The sequence below is a fragment of the Paraburkholderia ginsengiterrae genome (assembly GCF_001645125.1).
GTDB classification, from domain to species: Bacteria; Pseudomonadota; Gammaproteobacteria; order Burkholderiales; family Burkholderiaceae; genus Paraburkholderia; species Paraburkholderia ginsengiterrae.
This window is the reverse complement of sequence record NZ_LXKA01000132.1, coordinates 21,179-41,372: the sequence shown is the minus strand read 5'-3', so window position 1 is coordinate 41,372 and position 20,194 is coordinate 21,179. Positions and strand designations below refer to the sequence as shown.

The 20,194-nt window shown below is 54.6% G+C and carries 19 protein-coding genes; 12 read left to right on the top strand and 7 right to left on the bottom strand.

Translation table 11 applies throughout. The features are described from left to right. Positions 1–70: 70 nt before the first annotated feature. From A6V37_RS11215 to A6V37_RS42210, 6 genes are all read left to right on the top strand, one after another. On the top strand, positions 71–796 hold the full coding sequence (locus A6V37_RS11215) for a hypothetical protein (protein WP_064267630.1): 726 nt from the start codon (positions 71–73) through the stop codon (positions 794–796). Beyond that, positions 786–1,466, top strand: a complete 681-nt coding sequence (locus A6V37_RS40605) for a hypothetical protein (protein WP_064267629.1) — start codon at positions 786–788, stop codon at positions 1,464–1,466. Before A6V37_RS11215 ends, A6V37_RS40605 begins: the two co-directional genes overlap by 11 nt. Positions 1,467–1,991: 525 nt before the next feature. Further along, positions 1,992–2,852, top strand: coding sequence for a HamA C-terminal domain-containing protein (locus A6V37_RS11205; RefSeq protein WP_064267628.1), 861 nt, complete (start codon positions 1,992–1,994; stop codon positions 2,850–2,852). Positions 2,853–2,854: 2 nt separating this feature from the next. Then, a complete protein-coding gene (locus tag A6V37_RS11200; RefSeq protein ID WP_064267627.1) occupies positions 2,855–4,954 on the top strand; it encodes a DEAD/DEAH box helicase in 2,100 nt (699 codons plus the stop codon). 754 nt (positions 4,955–5,708) lie between these two features. Then, a complete protein-coding gene (locus A6V37_RS39015; protein ID WP_075643465.1) occupies positions 5,709–6,044 on the top strand; it encodes a hypothetical protein in 336 nt (111 codons plus the stop codon). 53 nt (positions 6,045–6,097) lie between these two features. Continuing rightward, entirely contained in the window at positions 6,098–6,346 is a 249-nt protein-coding gene (locus A6V37_RS42210; RefSeq protein ID WP_064267625.1) for a hypothetical protein, read from the top strand. Between the two features lie 64 nt (positions 6,347–6,410). Here A6V37_RS42210 and A6V37_RS11185 read toward each other — a convergent pair whose 3' ends face one another. From A6V37_RS11185 to A6V37_RS11180, 3 genes are all read right to left on the bottom strand, one after another. After that, positions 6,411–7,367 (bottom strand): H-NS family nucleoid-associated regulatory protein, encoded by a 957-nt coding sequence (locus A6V37_RS11185; RefSeq protein WP_064267624.1) that lies wholly within the window; start codon positions 7,365–7,367, stop codon positions 6,411–6,413. Between the two features lie 532 nt (positions 7,368–7,899). Further along, positions 7,900–8,259, bottom strand: coding sequence for a lysozyme inhibitor LprI family protein (locus A6V37_RS42205; protein ID WP_242665789.1), 360 nt, complete (start codon positions 8,257–8,259; stop codon positions 7,900–7,902). Between the two features lie 70 nt (positions 8,260–8,329). Continuing rightward, the gene (locus tag A6V37_RS11180; RefSeq protein WP_064267623.1) at positions 8,330–8,971 is read right to left on the bottom strand and encodes a DUF429 domain-containing protein; all 642 of its coding nucleotides are present in this window, start codon (positions 8,969–8,971) and stop codon (positions 8,330–8,332) included. Between the two features lie 796 nt (positions 8,972–9,767). Here A6V37_RS11180 and A6V37_RS11175 point away from each other — a divergent pair. Next, the gene (locus tag A6V37_RS11175) at positions 9,768–9,956 is read left to right on the top strand and encodes a type II toxin-antitoxin system VapB family antitoxin (RefSeq protein WP_064267622.1); all 189 of its coding nucleotides are present in this window, start codon (positions 9,768–9,770) and stop codon (positions 9,954–9,956) included. Between the two features lie 248 nt (positions 9,957–10,204). Here the strand turns inward: A6V37_RS11175 and tnpA are convergent, their stop codons facing one another. Continuing rightward, the gene (tnpA, locus tag A6V37_RS11170) at positions 10,205–10,561 is read right to left on the bottom strand and encodes an IS66-like element accessory protein TnpA (protein WP_100249382.1); all 357 of its coding nucleotides are present in this window, start codon (positions 10,559–10,561) and stop codon (positions 10,205–10,207) included. A gap of 108 nt (positions 10,562–10,669) precedes the next feature. Between tnpA and A6V37_RS39005 the strand changes: the two genes are divergently transcribed. Further along, entirely contained in the window at positions 10,670–10,816 is a 147-nt protein-coding gene (locus A6V37_RS39005; protein WP_341272012.1) for a DUF2442 domain-containing protein, read from the top strand. A 191-nt stretch (positions 10,817–11,007) separates the two neighbouring features. Here the strand turns inward: A6V37_RS39005 and A6V37_RS39000 are convergent, their stop codons facing one another. After that, positions 11,008–12,369 carry a TniQ family protein gene (locus A6V37_RS39000; protein WP_082902682.1) on the bottom strand — a complete coding sequence of 454 codons (1,362 nt, stop codon included), beginning with the start codon at positions 12,367–12,369 and terminating at the stop codon, positions 11,008–11,010. Positions 12,370–12,578: 209 nt separating this feature from the next. Then, complete coding sequence (locus tag A6V37_RS38995; protein ID WP_075643463.1) at positions 12,579–13,670, bottom strand: TniQ family protein; 1,092 nt, start codon at positions 13,668–13,670, stop codon at positions 12,579–12,581. Positions 13,671–13,995: 325 nt separating this feature from the next. Between A6V37_RS38995 and A6V37_RS43120 the strand changes: the two genes are divergently transcribed. From A6V37_RS43120 to A6V37_RS11150, 4 genes are all read left to right on the top strand, one after another. Next, entirely contained in the window at positions 13,996–14,262 is a 267-nt protein-coding gene (locus A6V37_RS43120) for a helix-turn-helix domain-containing protein (protein ID WP_075643462.1), read from the top strand. Between the two features lie 327 nt (positions 14,263–14,589). After that, entirely contained in the window at positions 14,590–15,606 is a 1,017-nt protein-coding gene (locus tag A6V37_RS40600; protein ID WP_131799856.1) for a PDDEXK family nuclease, read from the top strand. Then, positions 15,603–17,639 carry a hypothetical protein gene (locus A6V37_RS11155; RefSeq protein ID WP_064267619.1) on the top strand — a complete coding sequence of 679 codons (2,037 nt, stop codon included), beginning with the start codon at positions 15,603–15,605 and terminating at the stop codon, positions 17,637–17,639. The genes A6V37_RS40600 and A6V37_RS11155 overlap by 4 nt, the downstream gene beginning before the upstream one ends. After that, a complete protein-coding gene (locus A6V37_RS11150; RefSeq protein WP_064267618.1) occupies positions 17,636–18,994 on the top strand; it encodes a hypothetical protein in 1,359 nt (452 codons plus the stop codon). The genes A6V37_RS11155 and A6V37_RS11150 overlap by 4 nt, the downstream gene beginning before the upstream one ends. Positions 18,995–19,352: 358 nt before the next feature. Here A6V37_RS11150 and A6V37_RS11145 read toward each other — a convergent pair whose 3' ends face one another. Further along, complete coding sequence (locus tag A6V37_RS11145) at positions 19,353–19,538, bottom strand: hypothetical protein (protein WP_131799855.1); 186 nt, start codon at positions 19,536–19,538, stop codon at positions 19,353–19,355. Positions 19,539–20,194: the final 656 nt, after the last annotated feature.

The following is a 20,194-nucleotide window of genomic DNA, read 5'->3' as shown; positions in this document are numbered from 1 at the left end:
CGTGTTTCAACGCGCAGGTCTTGCGCACGCTGAACTCTTCACACTGCTTCGAGAGCGCTAAAAAAGGAACATGGAACCGTACGAGAACATCGTTATAGGAAATTTCCTGTACAGCCTCGGGCTTACCGTTGGGCAGGAAAGCCAAGGGTCAGTCCGGCCAATGTGCGTGAACTTAATGCAGCAGACGCCGCTGGACGAACGTCTGGGTGACGTGATGGTTGCAAACACAGGTGTAACGCGACTGATTGAGTTCAAACGCAAGAAAAACGACTCAATCAAAGAAGAAACAAAGCGTGAAGTCCTATCCCGCGCTTTGGGCACAGACAAGCACATGCTAGCCATTTCTCGCGAGATCCATTGGTACATCGAGACATCGGAAGCCGAAGGTGCCTTTGTTTCCACAGTGGTGCCGTATATCGACTTCGTGGACGAGACGGTTCCCGCCACGACAATAGAGCGCTTCACGTCGTCAGTCGCCAAGGATGCTGTATCGAAAGTGATTGACGAAGCCACGCGCGCCTCATATGAGGCCTATCTGGCGCTGGTATCGGTTTCGCACGGTGGCCTCCAGGGGGCATCTGGCGGACTGCTCATAAATCTCAGTCAAGAGCACGGACTCCGCTACGTGCTCGTTCCGGACATAAGAGACCTGCTCTTGGACCATAGTTTGGTTCGCGAGGCGTACTTCGAGAGAGTGCAACAGCAAGCTATGGAGTTAAAGCGTGAGCACGCGGTAAGAAGCCGCCAACTGTCTTTAAAAAAAAGCATAGACCACGATTATGAACATGAATGGTGAAGTCGGCGGTATGAAATACGCATATGACGCGCTGGGAACATTGCTAGAGGCGGCAATCCGTGACCAGAAGTTGACGGCCGATGCTGTAAAAGCGATGAACTCCTTGACTACGGCCATAGAGCAGCAGAGTCGGTCCATGCCCAAAGCAATTGTCGCCGATGTTAACAGCCAGCTGGCCACAACCATCGATGCTGCAGCAACGACGCTCACTTCGCGCGTCGAGTCGGCGAATCTCGCAGCCGATAAGGCAACGAAAGCGCTTGAGCGTGCGGCTACGTTCTCGATACTACGCATTTGTGCCCCCGCACTATTGGCGAGTCTAGCCGCGATGGCTTTGTGGTACGGGGTGACCGCGTGGTCTGTACACCGCCTTGAGCAGCAGAAGACGGACCTCAAACAGCAGAAGACGGACCTCGAACAGCAGAAGACGGACCTCGAACAGCAGAAGACGGACCTCGAACAGCAGAAGACGGACCTCGAACAGCAGAAGACGGACCTCGAACAGCAGAAGACGGAACTTGAACAGCGGGTCGCATACCTTGATAGTAGGGGCGGACGCCTCGACATCACATCGTGCCGGTTCGACGACGGGCGCTCTGTGCCGTGCATCCGCGTGGATGAAACCGCACCATTCAACGGTGGATATCGGATACCGATTCGGGTGAAATAGCCCGTGTCTTGGCTGACGGGCACAGCAGCGTAGTTCGGCGATGGTGGCATCTCGCCGCAATCCGAGCGCGTCAGCTCCTACTTCAATCGTTCCGCCGCCTGAGCCGGAAAGTCCTGCGACGGTTTTTGTTGCCAGCTGTTCGACGGGTTTCCATTTGTTCCCTCCGGTTCGGTCATTTGAGAAGCTAGCGCAGCGATTGGCGGCATCGCGCATCTGCCCTCACCGGACGCAATCGATGCAACGGGCATTGATTTACCAATTCGGCGCTGCTGCATTTCCGCTGCCGCAAGCAGTTCTACAGGTGTTGTCGAAAAGATACCGGCAACCTGTTGATCTTTAGCGCATTACGACCCAAAATCAGCGACGCATAGGACTTGGCGCCGAACAAGAGCTGCCCTGTCTCATTCGAGCAGCAGAGGGGAGAATGAAACATCTAAAATACCGCGCCGTCGCTTTTCTTTCCACCGAGAATCAGGCGAAATTGGGGGCGAGCCCTAGCGCACTTAATGCGGCCGAAACCACCGCATGGTGAACGTCTACGACAGCGTTCCCGCGCGACTCCTTCTTCAGTTGAACTCTGAAGACTCGCCATGGCAGCACGACAGCTACTGCGCGGGCTTTGAGATAAGTCAATGGCGATGCTCAGCGCTCGCCGAGCACATCATCGAATGGCTACCCGACTACGCTCTGAAAGAGGAAGAGCTGAACGTCAATCATGGCAACATCTATGTTCGGCTAAAAGAAGCTGCCGCTCGTGTGTACTCCACAAAGGAGTACAACAAACGCGGGGAGCTCGGTGAAATTACGCTGCATGCAATTTGCCGCGACTACTTCAAGACGATTCCACTTGCCCCACGTGTCTTCTACAAGACGGCCTCAAACGATGTCGTCAAGTCGTTCGACATGGCGCACATCAGATACGTTAACGACTCCACGTTTGAAATCTGGCTCGGTGAATCAAAGTTCTACAAGAGCGGTGTCGCGGCCATTTCGGCTGCAATCAAGTCAGTGAAGGAGCACATTGACGCGGGATTCTTAAAGCGAGAGAAATTCATACTGGGTCCACAAGTTTCACAGACGCTCCCACACGCCGAGAAGATTCGGAGGTTGTTGGCTAGCCAGACCTCAATTGATGCGCTATTTCAGAACGCGGTGTTTCCTGTTTGTATCGCATGCGATAGCGATGCAGTGAAAACACACAAAAGCCATACTGCCGAATATATCGAAAGGGTGTATTCTGAGTTGGCAGAATTGCGCGACAAGATAGACCAATCCGGCTTACCCAGCAAAATCAAGATGCATCTCATCTATGTTCCGTTGGAGTCGAAGGACAAAGTCGCGAAGGCGTTCGACAAACGACTCAAAGCCTTGAACATCGAGGATTAGTCATGCAAATCTCGGGCGAACAATGGAATCAGATTTCTTCGCTCCGCGGCAGCGATTTGAAAGGTGTAGTTTTCGAAATTCTGCGAGGTGCGGCTAGCGCAATTCAACGCGAAGAAAGCGACGACGCGAGCACTCTGGACATTGTTCCAAGGCTCGCGAAGCTCATCGAGGACCGACAGGAACTGGCATCGTACCGGGAGCCGTTCAGTGCGCTCGCTAGAGCAACAGGGTTGTGGAACTACATCGACAAGGCGGTGGCGTCGGAGCCTGACCTCTTGCTGGCGGAGTCAGTGACAGTGCCAGAGCTTGACGGCATCACTCTCCACCGCGAACAGGTTGATGCGTTGAATGAACTGCTCGCAGGTCGGAATTTAATCCTGAGTGCGCCCACGAGCTTCGGGAAAAGCCTACTAATTGACGCACTCCTCGCTTCCGGGCGATACACCCGCGTCGCGATCGTACTGCCCACTATCGCGTTGCTCGATGAGTTTCGTCGGCGCTTACGTAGTAGATTCGACAGTCGCTTTACCGTCGTCATGCATCCTTCCGAAGAGGCATCTGGCGATGCGCCGACAATCTTTCTGGGGACTCAAGAGCGTTTGATTCATCGGACTGACCTCGGCAAGTTAGACCTTACCGTCGTAGACGAGTTCTACAAACTCGACCCGAGTCGCAGGGACGACCGGTGCATCACACTGAATGCGGCCGTGTACAAGCTTTTGAAATGCTCTCGACAGTTCTTCTTTCTCGGCCCGAACATTGACAACGTGCGGTTCGCGGAGGGGGCAAAATGGAAATTTGAGTTCTTGAGGACCAAATTCTCGACGGTTGCGGTGGATACCTACGACCTCCGCCAAATTGACGGCAAAGAGGAGCGATTGCTCGAGGAAATTGGCGAAGATGGCAATTGGCCAGCGCTGGTGTTCGTCTCGTCACCAGACCGTGCAAACAAGATTGCGGGAAAAGCCGCCGAGGGGATGGCGGTCTCGGACTACGCTGACGCTTTTGCGAAGTGGCTTTCGGATAACGTTGGGGCCAACTGGTCGCTCATCCAAACGGTGCGCTTCGGCTTCGGCGTTCATCATGGCCGGCTACCCCGAGCGATTGCGTCGCAAATGGTCCGGCTGTTCAACGAAGGTACGTTGCCGGTTTTGTTCTGTACCTCAACTCTCATTGAGGGCGTCAACACCGCCGCGAAGACGGTCCTGATTTACGACAAGAAAATCAACAAAGCACCGTATGATTTCTTTACGTACTCGAACATAAGAGGTCGTGCTGGACGTCTAGGCCAACACCATGTTGGGAAGGTCTTCTTGTTTAACGAAGCACCGGTGCACGAAGACATGGAGGTGTCTCCAACGTTATTTGCTGACGAAGAGGATGCCCCTCTAGATTACGTCGTGCAACTGGATGAACCTCTCACTCAGCCCACTGCCGATAACCGAATTGCAGCCGTACGCCACTCCCTTGCTCTGGACTGGCCCGATTTGCGTCTTGCAGCCTCGCTGGGCCTTGAGGTAGCGCAACGACTGAAGACGAAGGTGCAGAGCGCCCTCGATAGCGGCGCCGCCTTGGTATGGACTGGCGTGCCCCGCTACCCGGAGATTCAAGCTGTTGTCGAGGTGATCAGCGCCGTTCGCCCAGCCAGTGAATTCGGGGCTTATACGGCGAAATCGCTGACGTATTTCGTCAGTGAATTGCGGAAAGCCAAAGGGATGAAGACCTTCTTGAATTTATACGATGCGAAATACACAGGGTCTGCGGAGAGCTACGACAATGTTTTTCGCTTCCTCCGCGCATGCGAATACGGTTTGCCCCAATGGTTTTCGCTCGTCGAGGCTTTCGTAAAATCAGCAGGATTTCACGCGAACTACAGTCTTTTTGTACAGGCATTGAGTCGGTGGTTTCTTGCGGAAGAACTGAAAAACCTTGATGAGGAAGGGATTCCCATTCAGATATCGGAGCGATTCCACGGCGGAGAGAGTAAGGCAGCGCTTACAGACCGGCTTGCTGAACTCGCAATGTCGGGTTCTGCTGAACTCACTCCGTTTGAACGCGACTGGATTATTTCAGCGCTAGAGCTTAAGGTGCCTAACCAATAGCCAGATGCCGACGTGCCCCTGCGGTTGCTAGTGAAGCAAAGGGGGCTCAGCAGCCGAAACTGCCCAGGCGAGCAAACGCTTGTTTCGTAGGTCAGTGTTTCAGTACGATGCCAGGGTACATGTCGGAAACGCGCTTTCCGGCGATGTCATCCCCGACAGCGCAAAGACGGCACACGCCTACAAGCGTGGTGGTTTGCACGCAAAATGCGCCGCCCGTCTGGACGCATTGCGGACCCGTTCGCGGTAAATCACGCCAATCGACCGTGGAGACCCAGCAAGAAGCGAGCGTTGTGTGCTCCCCTACACGGTCGATTAAGCAGCGGCGGCTTGCGGCGCGGTCGCGACGTTCGTCGTTGCGCGCACCTTTGCGGCGCCAACCAATTTCTTTGCCGGTGCCTTCTTCGCTACTGCCGTCTTTGTCGCGGGGTTCTTCGCGACGGCTTACCGGTTACGCGGCACGGACCAACTGGTGGGTCCTTGACTAGCGAAGCGATTTGGCGCCTGCACGCGCGAAGCCCAACGGACTGTCGCGGACTTCAGCTTCCGACTGATTCCTTTGCTTGCAGGCTAAGACAACAGGCCAGCCTGCTGTCGGGCCCTGCAGTCAAAAATGTCGCCTGTGTGCGACGAAACTTCGGGACGTAATGCCGTGTTACCAATCTCGCACCACCGTTTCACATGTGTCCCACACCCCCTCCTACACTCCGAACCGTAGTCACTGACATCGCACTCGAATGTGCGGGGAGTAGGGAAAATGAATACCAAAATCGTTGGAGTTGCATTCGGTCTTGCCGCGTTGGCAGCGTCCACCGCCGCGTCGGCGCACGTCGACATTGGCGTAGGCATCGGTATCCCGGTCGGAGTCTATGCGCCGACAGAGCCAGTATACGCACCGCCGCCCCCTGTGGTCTATGCTCCGCCGCCTCCCGCCGTATACGCTCCGCCGCCAGTCGCCGTCGCGTACGGCGGTGACGACGACTGGCAGGCCCGCGAATGGCGCGAACGTCGCGAGTGGCGTGAACGTGAATGGCGCCGGCAGGAATGGCGTGAACACCAGTGGCGCGAGCATCGTGATTGGCGCGGGTATTGAAACGACGCCGGAAAGCGCCACATCCGAAAAATCCAACCCCAGAGTGCCTTCGAATGAAAGCTAGCCCAATAAGAATCGCCTTGATTGCAACGACGCTGGCCTTTGCAACGGCAGGCACGGCAAACGCCGCAGGCTGCCTCAAGGGCGCGTTGGTAGGCGGGGTCGCTGGGCATTACGCGGGGCATCACGCTGTCGTTGGCGCGGTCGGTGGCTGCATGGTCGGCAGGCACCTTGCGAAGCAACACGCTCAACAGGAAGCTCAACAGCAGGCCGCGCGACGTCAGGCAGCACAGGCGCAATAAAACGTCGTCGGCTTGGGGTACCCGGTGGAACCAGAAAATCGCTGGTCCACCGGGTACCTCACAACTACATTTGAGTTGTCAATTCGGCGCCAGACTCGACTGCGGCCACCGGAGCGGGCACGGCCATGCTCTGGCGCGGCGTCTTTTTCGCCGGCGCCTTCGCGCTCACGGCCTTCTCGGCAACCACTTTCTTCACCGCGACCTTCTTGACGACGGCTTTCTTGGTCACTGCCTTTTTGGCCGAAGGCTTCGTCTTGGTCGAAGCACTCACATCGGCCGCCGCGCCGGTGCCATCAATCAGAAACTTGCTGCGGTCTTTCGCACCAGACAGCCACGCCGGAGCCGGACCGCGTCCGCTCCAAGTCGCGCCGGACTTCGGGTCGCGATACTTAGCCGGCTGCGGACCTTTCGGCTGACCCTTGGTAGAAGTCGCACCAACTGCCTTCGAGGCCTTCTTCATCGCAGTCTTCGCCTTCTTCACGGCACCCGCGGGCGTCGCAACAGTCGCTTCAGCGCCACTTGCAATCAAAAACTTATTCCGGTCCTTGGCTTCGACAAGCCACGCTGGCGCGCGCCCACGTCCACTCCACGTCGCTCCCGTTTTGGGGTGCTGATACTTCGCCGGCTGCGGCCCGCGGACATAGTTGCCAGCAGCCTTCGCTTTACTCGTAGGAGCGGCCTTCGCGGTTGCCGTACTTCCGTCAACCAGGAATCTGTCTCGGTTCTTTGCGGCTGCAATCCAGCTCGGCGCACGACCGTGCCCCGACCAAGTCGCGCCACTCTTTGGGTCGCGGTACTTCACCGCAGCAGCACTTGCCTTGACGACGGTCTTTGCGCCAACCTTCTTCCCGCTCCGCTTGCCGCCAGCGTGCACGTCAATGTCGGCGGTGGTTAAGCCGTGTTTCGCCATCATCTCGCGAATCTTTTCGATGACGCCCGACGATTGCTTTGCAATCAACGCATCCGCTTGGGCCTTCAGTTTATCCATCTTCGTTTGGATTGCTTCCAAAGTCGTTGCCATCGGGTGACCTCCATATGATTGTGGCCGCAATATGCCACGGCCGAGTGGGAGAAGGCTAGTGCATTGACTGGAGCGGTGTGTCACTGAAAATCTCAACACTGTGTCGCTGCGCTCCATGCCCTTCAATGTGACTCGCTCAAGGCTTGTCCTTTCCGCGAACATTACTTGGTGGTTCCCCGGTGCTTCCACCGTTTCTCCTTCGGCGTTGGAAGAGAACGCCGAATCCAACCGCGGCAAGCAAGGCCGTCATCGGGCCGGTGCTCAATCCGGTCGCGCTAGGAGATTCACTCGCGCTGGAAGCAGCGGAAGCGACCGTAGACGAAGTGGCGTGCGTCTCCACAGGCTGCGGAAGCGCCACGCCGGCGGCGCTCCCTTGACGCACAAGAGATGCTTCCGATGTCGCCAAGGCGTGGGATTCGGGAAGAACGATTGCTTCCGAAGTAGGTCCGACAGGGGTCATTGCTGTACCCGAGGCCATAGCCGGAGCCCCTGCGACGCGAGACGTGGTTTCGACAGACCTGGCCATCGCCTTTCACCGAGCGAATACGATGTCTATGCAGTGGACGTCGGTGCAGGCGTTCCGCGATTGCCTCCACTGGGCGAGTTGTTGCGGTGAGAGCTTTCCACTGCTCAGCAGAGCCTGTTGCTGCGCGGCGATATCGTCGTACTCATTGTCCAGAACGGCGTGGTCGCATATGACGCGCTCAGCCGGTTGTCGCGTGGTCGCACATTGAATATCTCTCGCCCATGCTCCTGTTGAGCCTAAAGCTGTCAGTGACAGCAGCAATGCCAGATATCGTTTCAGATGCACGAGTTCTCCTGGAACGTGATTGCCGTGATTGAACTGCGGTCGCTTCTGCACGAACTCAAAATTTGTGCCCTTCTTACTCACGCGACACTTGGCGGCTCTTCCGCATCAGGCGCGCCAATACAATCGCGAGAAAGGTCTGGCTTGACTTCTTCTATCTTGACCGCAGGAAGCGTGGGACCACGATGAATCCCCCTGGCTCATCGCCGTACGCATCGACTTTGCCGTCAAGTAGATAATTTGCCGTCAACGCACACAGCGCTGCATCAACGTCGTCGATAGACCGCAGTGACGTTGCTTCAACCCCCTCACGTTGGAGGATTTCCCGGCGCTGAGTTCCCTTTATCTTCGCAGATGCGACTTCCTTCCCAAAGAATGCACAAGTAATTGCGTGGGGAAACGTCTCAAAGCACAGCCGGCCCCCAATTTCTCCACCGTTCCTGAAAACAGGAAAGTGTGGGCTGAACGTGTCATATACCCGCTCGCCGTTGAACATCCATCCATAGAATCCGCATTTGCTCGCCATGGCCAGTTCACGAGTCGGGGTGGCAAACGAAAAGATTCGTTGCCGCGCAAGCGCGCTCTCAGCTTGCCTTCCGGCCTCGCCAATCCGCCACCGACAGGGTGCATCAGTTCCTACTGCGGCTACCTCAAATTTGAGGCACTGTTCGAGCATGGACTCCGGCGCCTCCTTGCGGAGGTTGCACACAATCTGGGTGCCGCGCAGGATAACCAGATGATTTCCCTTCCGGCCGCCGCCAATATCGATTCCAGCTACAGCTGGTCCGGAGCTCATAGTGCGAATGCCCCCTTAAATAGGTCCTAGCGTCCGCGCGGGACGAACCCAGAATAGACTGATGCGTCGCCGTCGTTGAACAGCATGGGCACCGTCAGGCGATTTTCCCCACGCTACATCCATCGCAGCATCCTTCCGATTTGGTGAAATCCAGGCGTGAGGGCACCGCGCTGGAATCAGTCTAAACTCCAAAACAACATTCTCAGGGCTCCACACTGGGATTACGAGCGGGGCTGGGAGCGCCCCGGGGCGCTCCGAATTCTGAGCCTCGCCCGGAGGCGAGATCAGCCCATCCTCGACAATTTTCCATCGTTCATGGTGCTCGTACGATTCCTGAATATTTCGGCCGAAGCTTCGCCGGCGCACGACGAACACGGTGTAGCATGCAGTTGCACGCCGAGCCGACCTCGCCGGCGTCACGACATTTTTGGGGTGCGATTGCCGTATAACATCGACTCCCGTCGCCCCCAATCGCGCAAACTATGTGGGGACGTGCAGTGGCTTCCCCAAAGCGTTGGATCATTGAGATTCAAGACTCCGCTGATGGGGCGGAGATGACATTCTGCAGCTCCTCGATGAGATCTGGAACGAATTGACGGCTCAGTGATGGCAAGTTGGAGACGTACTCGAAATTGACCTAGGTGCTGAACCAGGCTCGGCGATGATTCGGAATCGTTATGGGGAGTGCCGTCGAATTTCCGCGCCAAGTGGTTAGTCGTAACACGACAGCCGCGTAATGTGCTCGCCAGCGCAACGCGCATAATTCGATTCATACACGTTGCCAGCCAGGTGCTTCATGCGCATCGAAATCGACGACAAATTGATGGCCGACGCACTTGCCGCGACCGGCATCAAGACCGAGCGAGAAGTGGTGGAACTAGGCTTGAAGATGATTATCCGACTCAAGCAGCAAGAGCAAATTCGCTTGCTCCGCGGCAAGGTCCATTGGGAAGGCGACCTTGATGAGATGAGGACGGCTCGATGATTTCCTGGATGAAATTGCGCCGCAAACCGATTGGCGGATGGCGATAAGAGAACTTCGCTAGGAGCATACCCCTTCATCATGCGGGTTCAGCTGCACGGCAGAAAATCTCACGCGATGCTTCCCCAAATCTCATCTGATGCGTCCCGCAATCCGCAGAGCTTTGTCTTGATGGGCTAAAAATCTCAGATTTTGACTCTCGCTACATCTTCTATGACCGCATTTTCAAAACGTCGTCCATTCCTGGCAAGCTAGCAATGGCTTGAGCTTACCGATTCGTTTCTCTTCGGTGATCCGGGCGTGGGCGCGCACTCCCGTTGCGGCACGGGCATCGCGTTGCTCAGCGTCACGACCGGCACGAATGCCGATGGCGCCGGCTTTCCGGCTACCGTCACCGCGGCAGCGTTCGCGCGCTCGCACAGCTGAATCCATTTATGCAGCTGGTTCGCGTTGACGCCGGCCTTTAGCGCAAGTCCGGCAATTGACGCGCCCGGCTGCATACAGGCCTCGATCAGCTTGCGCTTACCCTCCGGATCAAAACGCCGCTTGCCGGCCGCGGTCACACCTGTCACCCGCAGCGGAGAGAAATCAACTTCGTTCTCTGTCATCGGTTGCGGACGCAAGCCTGCGCCCATTCAGCCCGGAATTCTAGGTGCGCTTAAATTCGCGCTTACGATGGTCGCACACTCGGGGTGCCGCTGGCCTAGTTCCCTCGCTTGTTGCACGCCACACCAGAGCAGCGAGCCGCGTGCGATATTTGCCGCTATGGCCTGCACTGGGAAGCCATCGACGAGGACATTTCCATTGAAGGGCTGTTGGCCGGTAGCAGCGACATGACTTGTCGGTCGCACCTCCCGGCATAGTGCACTAACACCTTCTTAATGCAGCGAGGTTCAGGGCAATTGCACGGTTTGCCAGCTAGGCATTTCTAGGTGTTCAAGCCGGATTTCCACAGTTTTCGCACGATTGCTCAGATGCGATTGTTCACAAGGTTGCGCGTTGCGCTCTTGCCTCATATAGAAATCAGTGTTGGGCTGCCGGAACCGAAAAGTGTTTATGGTGTGGGCTCAGCCGGGGCGCTGCGATCCAACGAAGAATGCATTCCGTCGTGGGTTGTTGCACAGTGCGTTTCGCGGGCAAGCTCATTCTTTAAGCCGACAAGGATTTCATTCTGTATCTGCGGAGGTTTCCTGGCAAGGGACGGCAGCTCGACCCTGCGAAATCTCTTTGAAACAGCCATCACGCTTACTCCAAAAGCTTTCGCTATTTCAGAATAAACGCCTCGGTGCTCAAGGTACGGCGCTAAAAGAGCGTGCCTGTCGGCGGCGATGCGCGCACGTTTTCGATTCTCGTTATGTGCGCGTTTCTTTCGTTGTTGTGAACTTCGATTTTCACGTTGGACATGTCGTAGAGACTCGAGGAAGCTTTGACTTACCGGCGAAAAAAACTCGTCCAGCGTAGCGGTCGAACAATCCGAGGTGGCTGCAAGTATCATCGCGTGCACCATACCGGCGGTGTGCTGAGCCGATCGGCAAGCAGCATCGATTGCCGCGCACGATTTATCATTTCCCATGTTTAGTAGCGAAGGGAAGTGCTCTTCGAGCCACAAGTTCGGAAAATTCCGTGCCACAAATGAGGAAAGATTTGGCCGATTGCCTCTTAGCCCCACCCTAAGGTCGTGGCGAGCCGCATGCATTCGGTGATGAACGGCGGCGGAGTGGCGCCACACCCGCTGTCCCCCCGTGAGGAACCTCTTTGCAACTGATAAATAGCGGCCGATAATGGGCAGAGAGTGGAGGCTGGCGAGGTCGGGTGAGACTGGCTGGGCCGAGAATTGCCAGGCTTCGGGAGGATATTCAAATGCTCGTGCATCGCCGATCCACATAAGGGGCTGGCGGTGCTCTTGGCACACATCAACCCCTGGCAATTGATGCTCTCGCCGCCAGTAAGAGAAGTGTTGCGTTTCACGGTCAAATTGTATGCAATCGATGCAGAAATAGGCATTCGGTCTCGCTAGACAGGTGGCTATTCCTTTCTTTGCTCCAGGCGTCTCAAAATCACTAGTTGACAATTCATCCGGTGCTGCAAGTTGTAGAAACGGGATGAGTGAATGACGCCGCAAATATGTCGAAGTATCCATCCCAATTGCGGACGCGACCAATTGATGAGGAAGCTGGCGATTTTCCCCTTTCACTTCGATTTTGCTAAGGAAGCGCAGTGATGCACAGCGTTGTGTAGTTCTAAACTTATTCAACTGGCGGAGTCGACCGTAGTGGCCGCGAATGAATTCGTCCGGAAGAGGGAGTGCAATAACCATATCAGATCCTCTTGATTCATGAAGGCAGGATTGAATTTCGTACGGGTAGGACGTCTTTGGTAGAAAAAACCACTTGATGACGAAAATTTGATTTGACATCTATATGGCGAATCAAAAGAGCCGTCTTGTAAATGGTTTCCGATTTCGCAGAGCGCGTCAACTTGACGTCGACATCTACAGAAACCCAGCCGCGATGCTTGGCATGCACTACCGGGTCGGACACAGTGAATATGATTTTGTAAGATCGGAAGATCGCATTTCCAACTAACCTGTTCGAAAACTCGGTTCCAGTTACTTTCTAGTGCCGTTCAGTCAAATTCTTCGTGATAAGCCTTCCTTATATTTTGAAGTTTCTTGTCTCCGGATACGCTAGACGACTCTAGATCCGATTGATTGACTTTGGAAGTTTCAAGCCAGTATGCGGCAAAGAATTTCTGCCACGTTTCGAACAGCCAGACGATTGCGAACAGATGCAGGATCGGATGCAAGTTGCCGGCGGGCAACCAGCAAAGCCGGGAAACGTATGCGCGTGCCGTATCCGCTGAAGAGGGGAGCGGAACCAATTCGTATATTTCTCGAAGCGGAGCTGCCATATCAAGGATTGAGGCGGCGCATCTCCCTAAATCAAGTTTGCCGAACGCATCTTTCAGCCCAAGATCAGAGAGCCTTTTCCTATAAATCTGTGTCATTCGTTGCCGGTCAAGGCATACAGTTGTTGCGAGCTCTGCCAGTCCGATAGCGGCGAAAGTGAGTCGTGCAAGTAAGCCACGATCACTCGTCATCAGAGCGGACGAGGAGGTGACCGGAGGCTTAAGCAAACTTCTTTGCGGGAGATGCCAGTCATAGTGGTGAGGTCCTGGTTGTCTGGCAGTTGATTCAAGGAGAACGGTTCCGTGTCGCGGACAGACCCAGACTAGGGGGTATTGATGTGTGCGATGCCAGTAGGCCACATGAAAGCCGTTGACGTCTTCGTCCATACATGTCGTGCATGCCCTTAGTGGATGATGTGCTTCGAAGTGATTTGCCAACATTCCCAACTGGTACTTCAATGCCCCGACTCGATTTCCGCGCATAGCGCTTAGCGCCACGTCCAGATGTTCCGGTGACTTCAAAGGTAGATAGAAAGGAAGTAGCGTATGCCCAAGAATCACCTGTCGCGCGTTGCCAAATACACCTCGAGTATTTTCAACGAATACATCAATGCGAGACGGGAGATCGTGGTGGGATCTGAATCTTGGATGTCCGAACAACTGGAGAAACGTTTGTGACGCATGGTAATTCCCGGACAGGATGTGATGTCGACCTGCAACACTGAAGAGCGTTTCATCTGGTAGCCACGAGGTAATGGGTAAATCCGATTCAAAATTAAACGAACCCTGACGCGGCGAGATATCGTGCATTGCGGTGGCTTGAGGGTGGGTTGGCGGAGAACTCCCGATACTGCTTCATGAATTCCTGACTGCTCCTTCTCCAACATAGTACATCGCTGCGAGAATATCCAGAAAGTCACGTGGTATTCATTCTGGTCGTAGGCAAATGGAAAAATCTCAAAAATTCATCAGGAGATATTCGTACATGTGATGTTCTATTTTCAATACTCACGATGTACGCGTTAATGTTAAGGACTGGAAAACTTTATATTAAAGGGAAACTGTGCTAGCCTGAATTCGATCGAATCCACAGCGTTCCGATGGAACCCGAACGAATGCGCTCCAAGACTTTACGATGCGACCGAAAATGACCAAACATACCCGGACAAGAGAGGAGGTCCTGGCTGCCTTCGAGGCGCAGGGGCTATCAGTGAGCGAATGGGCGGCAGCTCATGGATTTCGGCGCGAAGACGTCTATGCGGTGCTTGGAGGGCGAACGCGTGGTCGAAGGGGCGAGGCACATCGTATCTCCGTGGCCCTTGGTATCAAACCGTCCGTCGAATGCTCGCTCATGGATAGCCAGGCGGCTCCTGAAAATACGAGACTAAGCGGAGAGCGCTAACGTGAAGGCGCTTATGGAAAAGTGTCCGGATGAAAGGAGGATGTCTATGCCGTAGATCGGCACGTGGGAAAGTGGGGTGCGAAAAGCACAAGGCCAGCTATCTCGTGGAAAAGATAGCTGGCCTTTTGAGGTGTGCCTGTCGGTTTGCTGCCTGACGAGTCCATCTTGCAACGGTATGGCAGTGCTGTCAAGCACTTCCAACGGCGCACTATTCCGTATCGTTGGCGTGAATTCCCCCCAATTCGCTGTTTAGGCCTCGAGCGAACGCTTTAGGAGCGCGGCGCTTGGGTCTGGATAACTAACTGATGGTTATCTTGGGAGAATTCGATGTCGAGCATGTCGGAATTGGCGTCGCAACAGGCCCGCACGTCATGTGACCGAAGCGAGCGACTCTTCTATCGCCTGCTATCGCGCCAACCTCGGGGCTGGACTACGGAATACGAACCGGGAATTCGTGCAAATCCAAAAGAAGCGCCTCGAAGGTCGCGACCGTCGCTTGTGTATGCTGCCTTCCTTGGACGCGATATTCATCTTCTTTCCGTGCCGGAACGAAAGGCTGCGCTGCTGGCTTTGTACAACCCCTGGCTATTCTCGATCCAGGAGCAACTGGTCCTCTCAACCGACCCTTGGCCGCATCCGCTTTATGGCTACCCTGGAGTGAGCGGGCTGCCATGGTTCCGAGGCACCGTTGATGTCGCAGTTCGGCTGGGGTGCTTTTCCTCGCATCCGAGGGTAACGATCCGGGACCCGAGCGGTGGATCAGAGATGCGACGGGCGCCGATGCCTTATGTGGGCGATCTCCTTCTGTTTTTAAAGGGGCCAGATAATTCTCCTTACTGCGTGAATTGGACCGTGAAAAAGGATGCGAACGGATTCCGGCGAGGACTGGGGTTGAAGCAAACGCTTGCCGGACAGGCACGTGAAGAGGCGAGATCTCAGCACCGCCATGAAATAGAGAATGTCTACTATCAGGATGTCGGAATTCCCACCATTCGCGTGACAGAGGCGGATATTGACACGGACGTCGCGGCGAATTTGCAGGTGTCGTACACATACCTCAACAGGACAACGAAACTGGACGCCGGATCGCAGGAAATTCTGATTCAAAGGTACGGCGAGATTATCGGTTCAAAGATATCGGTTCTGGAGTGCGCGAGATCACTGTGTGCCGTGCTTGACTGCACGCTTGAGGATTGCAAGGTCGTGCTTCACCAGGCGATCTGGAAACGCAAGCTCCGTGTTGATCTTTTCCGGCCAGTCCTGTTTGACCGACCTCTGAAAATTGAAACGTGCGACGTTCTTGGGCGATACGCCCACTGGTTTGCGAGGTGGGCATCATCATGATGATCGGAACTCAAATTGCCGCAGCTAACGGATTCGGGGGACTCGATAAAGATGCTACCTACTATTTTCTCAAAAGTGACGCTGCTCACTCGAAGGTATGGCTCGTTCGTTTCATACTAAAACCAAGGGCTCGTCCAAACAGCATTCTGATAGGAATGCAAAGGTCCGAATTCGAGAGTGGCCTTGATGCTAACAAATTGACTGTTATAGAGGAGCAGCAAACCCTCCCTCCCTGGCTAAGCAACATGAGCGAGGAGAAGATCTGGAAAGCTGATCTGGTTCGCCTCGGCAGGGAACTGACGTTAAAGGGGCGAGCTGAGAAACGGCTCGAACACATTGAACCTCTGCTTGCGCGGGAAGCGGAAATCCTGTCGGCTGAGAATCCGACACTTGAGATCAACCGGTGTGCAAGAGCATTTGGGAAGAACGAGACGCGGCTGAGAACGTGGTTTTTCAGTTACCTGCTTTTCGGACGGAATGTCTTTGCTTTGTGCCCCGATTACTTTGAAAAAATCGGCCACTGGGATCGGGCCAGCCCCGAGCGTGCGTACGGCCCGAAATATGGCCGTCGTTCTATAAAGCGCGGTGCCGCAGGCGGCTACCGGGTTGACAAGAAGATGAAGGAAAACATCGTTAACTCCTACGTTCGACATCGTGGTCTCGGCAAGCCGCTTCTAAGAATTTATAGCAAGGCTATGGTTGCCGATTTTGGCTGCAAGGTGCTGACCGATGAGAAAGGCCGAAAACGCTTCTATCATCCAGATTCCCGACCGTTTCCCACGTATGGACAATATCGTTATCACATACTGGATTATTTCACCCCAGAGGAGGTCCGACGTGCGTTGTATGGGGACGATCGCGTGCGCAATCGCTCGTCCGCATCGGCAGGAAGATTCTCATCAGCTGTGGCCAATCTGATGGAACGGGTTGAGAGCGATGGCTATTATACCAGCGACTATCCGAGTAGCCCGGTCGGTGGGGAGATACTCCCACCACTTTGTGTAGTACGGACTATTGATGTTGGATCGTCGTACTCAGTTGGGATCGGCTTTTCACTCACAAAGGAGCGTAGCGATGCATATCGGATGGCGCAATTTTGTGCAGCAGTTCCCAAAGTGGAATTCGCCAGACTATTTGGCATTCACCTGAACGCCGGCGAGTGGGAGAGCGTCGGTCTTTCACCGTTCTGGGTCGCCGACCGAGGGCCCGGATCAAAGGCTGACCTACGCGAGCAATGCGGAGATCTGATTCCGTTTCGCGAGTTACCCCCGTCCCATTCGGGACGATCAAAGGCCACCGTCGAAACTGCGAACCCAAGGTCTGTGACGATTGAAGGGCAGCCAACCTATGTTAAAAGTGATCTCAATCCGGTGCAGATGGCGGTTCGGGAGATTTATCGCCTTATCGAGAGAAACCACTCCAGCGACGTTTCACATAAGCTAACACCGGAGATGATTGATGCGGAAACCATGCCCACCCCCGCGGGAATATGGGCTTATCTTGACAGGAAAGGGAGAACCGATGCGTTAGCGATCTCGTTCCAGGATGCTGTTAGGAGATTTCTCACTAAGGTGCCCTTCACGGTGGAGAGTGATGGTGTCTATCTTCATGGGCAGAGGTTTGACTCTTCAGAATTGCGTGCCACAGGTGTTATAGATCGGGTGGCGAGAGGGCAACGTCTGGAATGGACGGGTTATGTACTTGACCTGTGCGTGCGGTATGCATGGATTGAAATTGATGGTCGAATCATTGAGGTTGCTGCTGTGCTGCCCATTCGCGACGACGAAAGCCAGCTCTCCGTGACAATCCATGAGTTGGAGCAGCGAGCGGCGCAGAAGTCAATCCTGAAAGCTGAGCTTCGGGAGCATCAACAGGCGGTTAAGTCTGAGATAGAAACCAGATTTGAAGAGTCGACCGGCATGGCATGGGATGCTGGAAGTAGGAAGGCAGGAAGGCCAAAAACCGGTTGTAGAAAGTCAAAGGCGGCTCAAGCTGCCTTTGTGAAAGTGGCATCGCCAGCAAACGCGACATGAGAGTCACTCAAAACCCGTGGGTCGAAAGATTTGTTCAATTGCTGGATGAGGAGGTGATCAAGAACAAGGTACGATGTAGACCGCCGGCACTACACAATCTGGACAGTTTGGCGCCGCTCGCAGCTGAGGATCGTATTTGCACGGCACTGAAGAAGATATATGAGCCGACCCAACAGGATTACATCATCCTTCGCGGACTCCTTGAGCGAGCAATCGGTTTTTGCATTGATCGGTACCAGGATGGCAGATCATTCACTGAGGCGATTTACGACAAGACGAAAATCCCAAGACGACTGGATGCCCGAGCCATCTGTCTGACGGGGCTTGGTGGCATTGGCAAGTCTGAATTGATTAAGGCGTTGGGACGGTTGCTGGCTAGCGAGACTTATGTCGATATTGGTAGCGGGCACAAACCGATTCTCCTTGATCCGTACTGGACCCACAATTTCCGACGCCAACCGAGTCTTCTCAAGACGCTTCGTGAACTTGCATACGGGACTGACTTGCCGCGTGGGCGGATAGATGTTTCGGATCTCAAAGATCAGGCAAGGTGGCGTGCCTTCAGAGACGGTACGGCACTGATGGCTGCTGATGAATGCCAGTTCATCAGCTTTGGGGCGAGTGCGAACACCAAGGTAACAAATACACTTATTTCATTGCTGTATTTGGACCTTCCATTTGTGTATGTCAGCAATTACAACCTCATCCATCTGCTGAAGAAACGCTGGCAACAAGAACGGGATCGCTTGTTGTGCGATCCGATCGTGATGCTTCCCGAATTGGCCGACACCGATGACTGGCGTAACTTCATTGACGAGTGTAAACGCGTCGCAGGAAGTTGGCTGGAGATTGATGCTACGAAAGATGCTGGGCAACTTCACGGCTATACCTTCGGAGTCAGGCGCATGCTGGTGGATCTGTTCTGTGTCGGCTACCGCTTGATGCGACAGCGCAAGCTGAAAGCAGTAGATATATCTTTGATCAAAGATGCCTATGGCTCGGTTATGTACAGTGAACATCGTCGAGACGTAGAGCAACTCCTAAGTCATCCTCCTGCGAGCGACTCACTTCCCGACGATCTTCGATGCCCATTTGACTTGCAATTGGATCATGTGAAGCAGGGTCAAGGTGGGATCAGACGGCAGGAGCAGGGCAATTCTCGTGGGATACTGGAAGCGGCGTTGACTACATCGGAAAAAAAGGAACTCGATGAGATCCGTGCTAGCAGCGGCGTTAAGATGTCTGAAGAGCGACAGGGAAAACGTCCGCGACGGGAGCGGGCGAACGCGGGGGAATTAATGGAGTCTATGGGTCAGGCGAGGAGCGCTCTGAACCGAAAAACGATTCGCAGCTAGATCGATAAGCCGGATCGGGTGTAACACGCGATGGAAGTCGAGGCCCGTTTGGGAGCTGTTGTGTTTCGTCGAGCAGCATTTTGGAGCGCATTCGGAGTCTACCGCATCGGACAACGCCAACGTGACTCTCTGAGGCGTCATGTTTGGTACGGTTCCGATGATAGTACTGTGGTTGTACATAGTTTGCGAGCGCCCGCGGTAACACGATTGTCAAGGAGTTTCATTCACTCTATAGCTTCCGGATGCCATCACTCGTCAACACCTGTCTGGTGAGACAGATCTTGTGGCTCCGATTTGAGCCGGAGTGAATCGACTTCTATGCTTGACGCTGCTTACCAATTGGCCATGCACGAAATCCTTATTCTTCGAGGCGGAGCTGGTCACGCACAGACTCAATCGCGTCTTCCGCGATTGCACTGAAGTGTTGGTCCAGTTGCTCGCGCGAACCGAGGGTCTGTATTCTTCCTGCCTTCACATCCGCGATGCCAATGTGCGCGACATCGCGGAGAGCTTCAATCCACACGTGAACCTTGTGTTCGGTCATTCGGAAGCCTTCATGTTGCATCTCAATTCCGTTGCGGAAGCGGTCTATTCAAAATTGGCAGATGATGCCATTGTAGGGCACATATCCCGAAACACGATTGACCGCGACCGCCGTGTTTCAATATGTCCCACATGCCTTCGATAGCATGGTCGAATACGACGGGCGATAGCACCAGCGACAAGGTGTGTGCTGAGTGCGTGCGAATGTGAGACCTGCGTAAAAATATGTGTTCACTGCGCTCGTGCAGTCAAAGCGTGTACTTGATGCGGAAATCTGTCGAGCGCACATTATCGTCTCCGCTGCACTGATTCGTCGCGCGATTACAGATTTGCCGCAGGATGCTGGGTGCGTCTGAACCGGCAAATTCGCAGCGCACCGCTATGTTATCCGTACGGGTGGTATTACGCGCGACAGTTATAGGGTTAAGGGCTCTCGCTATACATCAGGGTTTAGAATGAGTTTTTTGAAAGACTGCTGAATTCTAGGGCACCGGGATCCGTGATTTTGCTGTTCGCATCACTTGGGTTCCGTTGCGAACAGCAAAATCTGTGTCGAGCGCGAAGTTCATCGATGAACCCATTTTGCGAGTCGTTCCAGACATCGATCAACTTTCGCGATGAGCTTCTGGAAAAGGGTTGGCCGGACGACCATCGCGT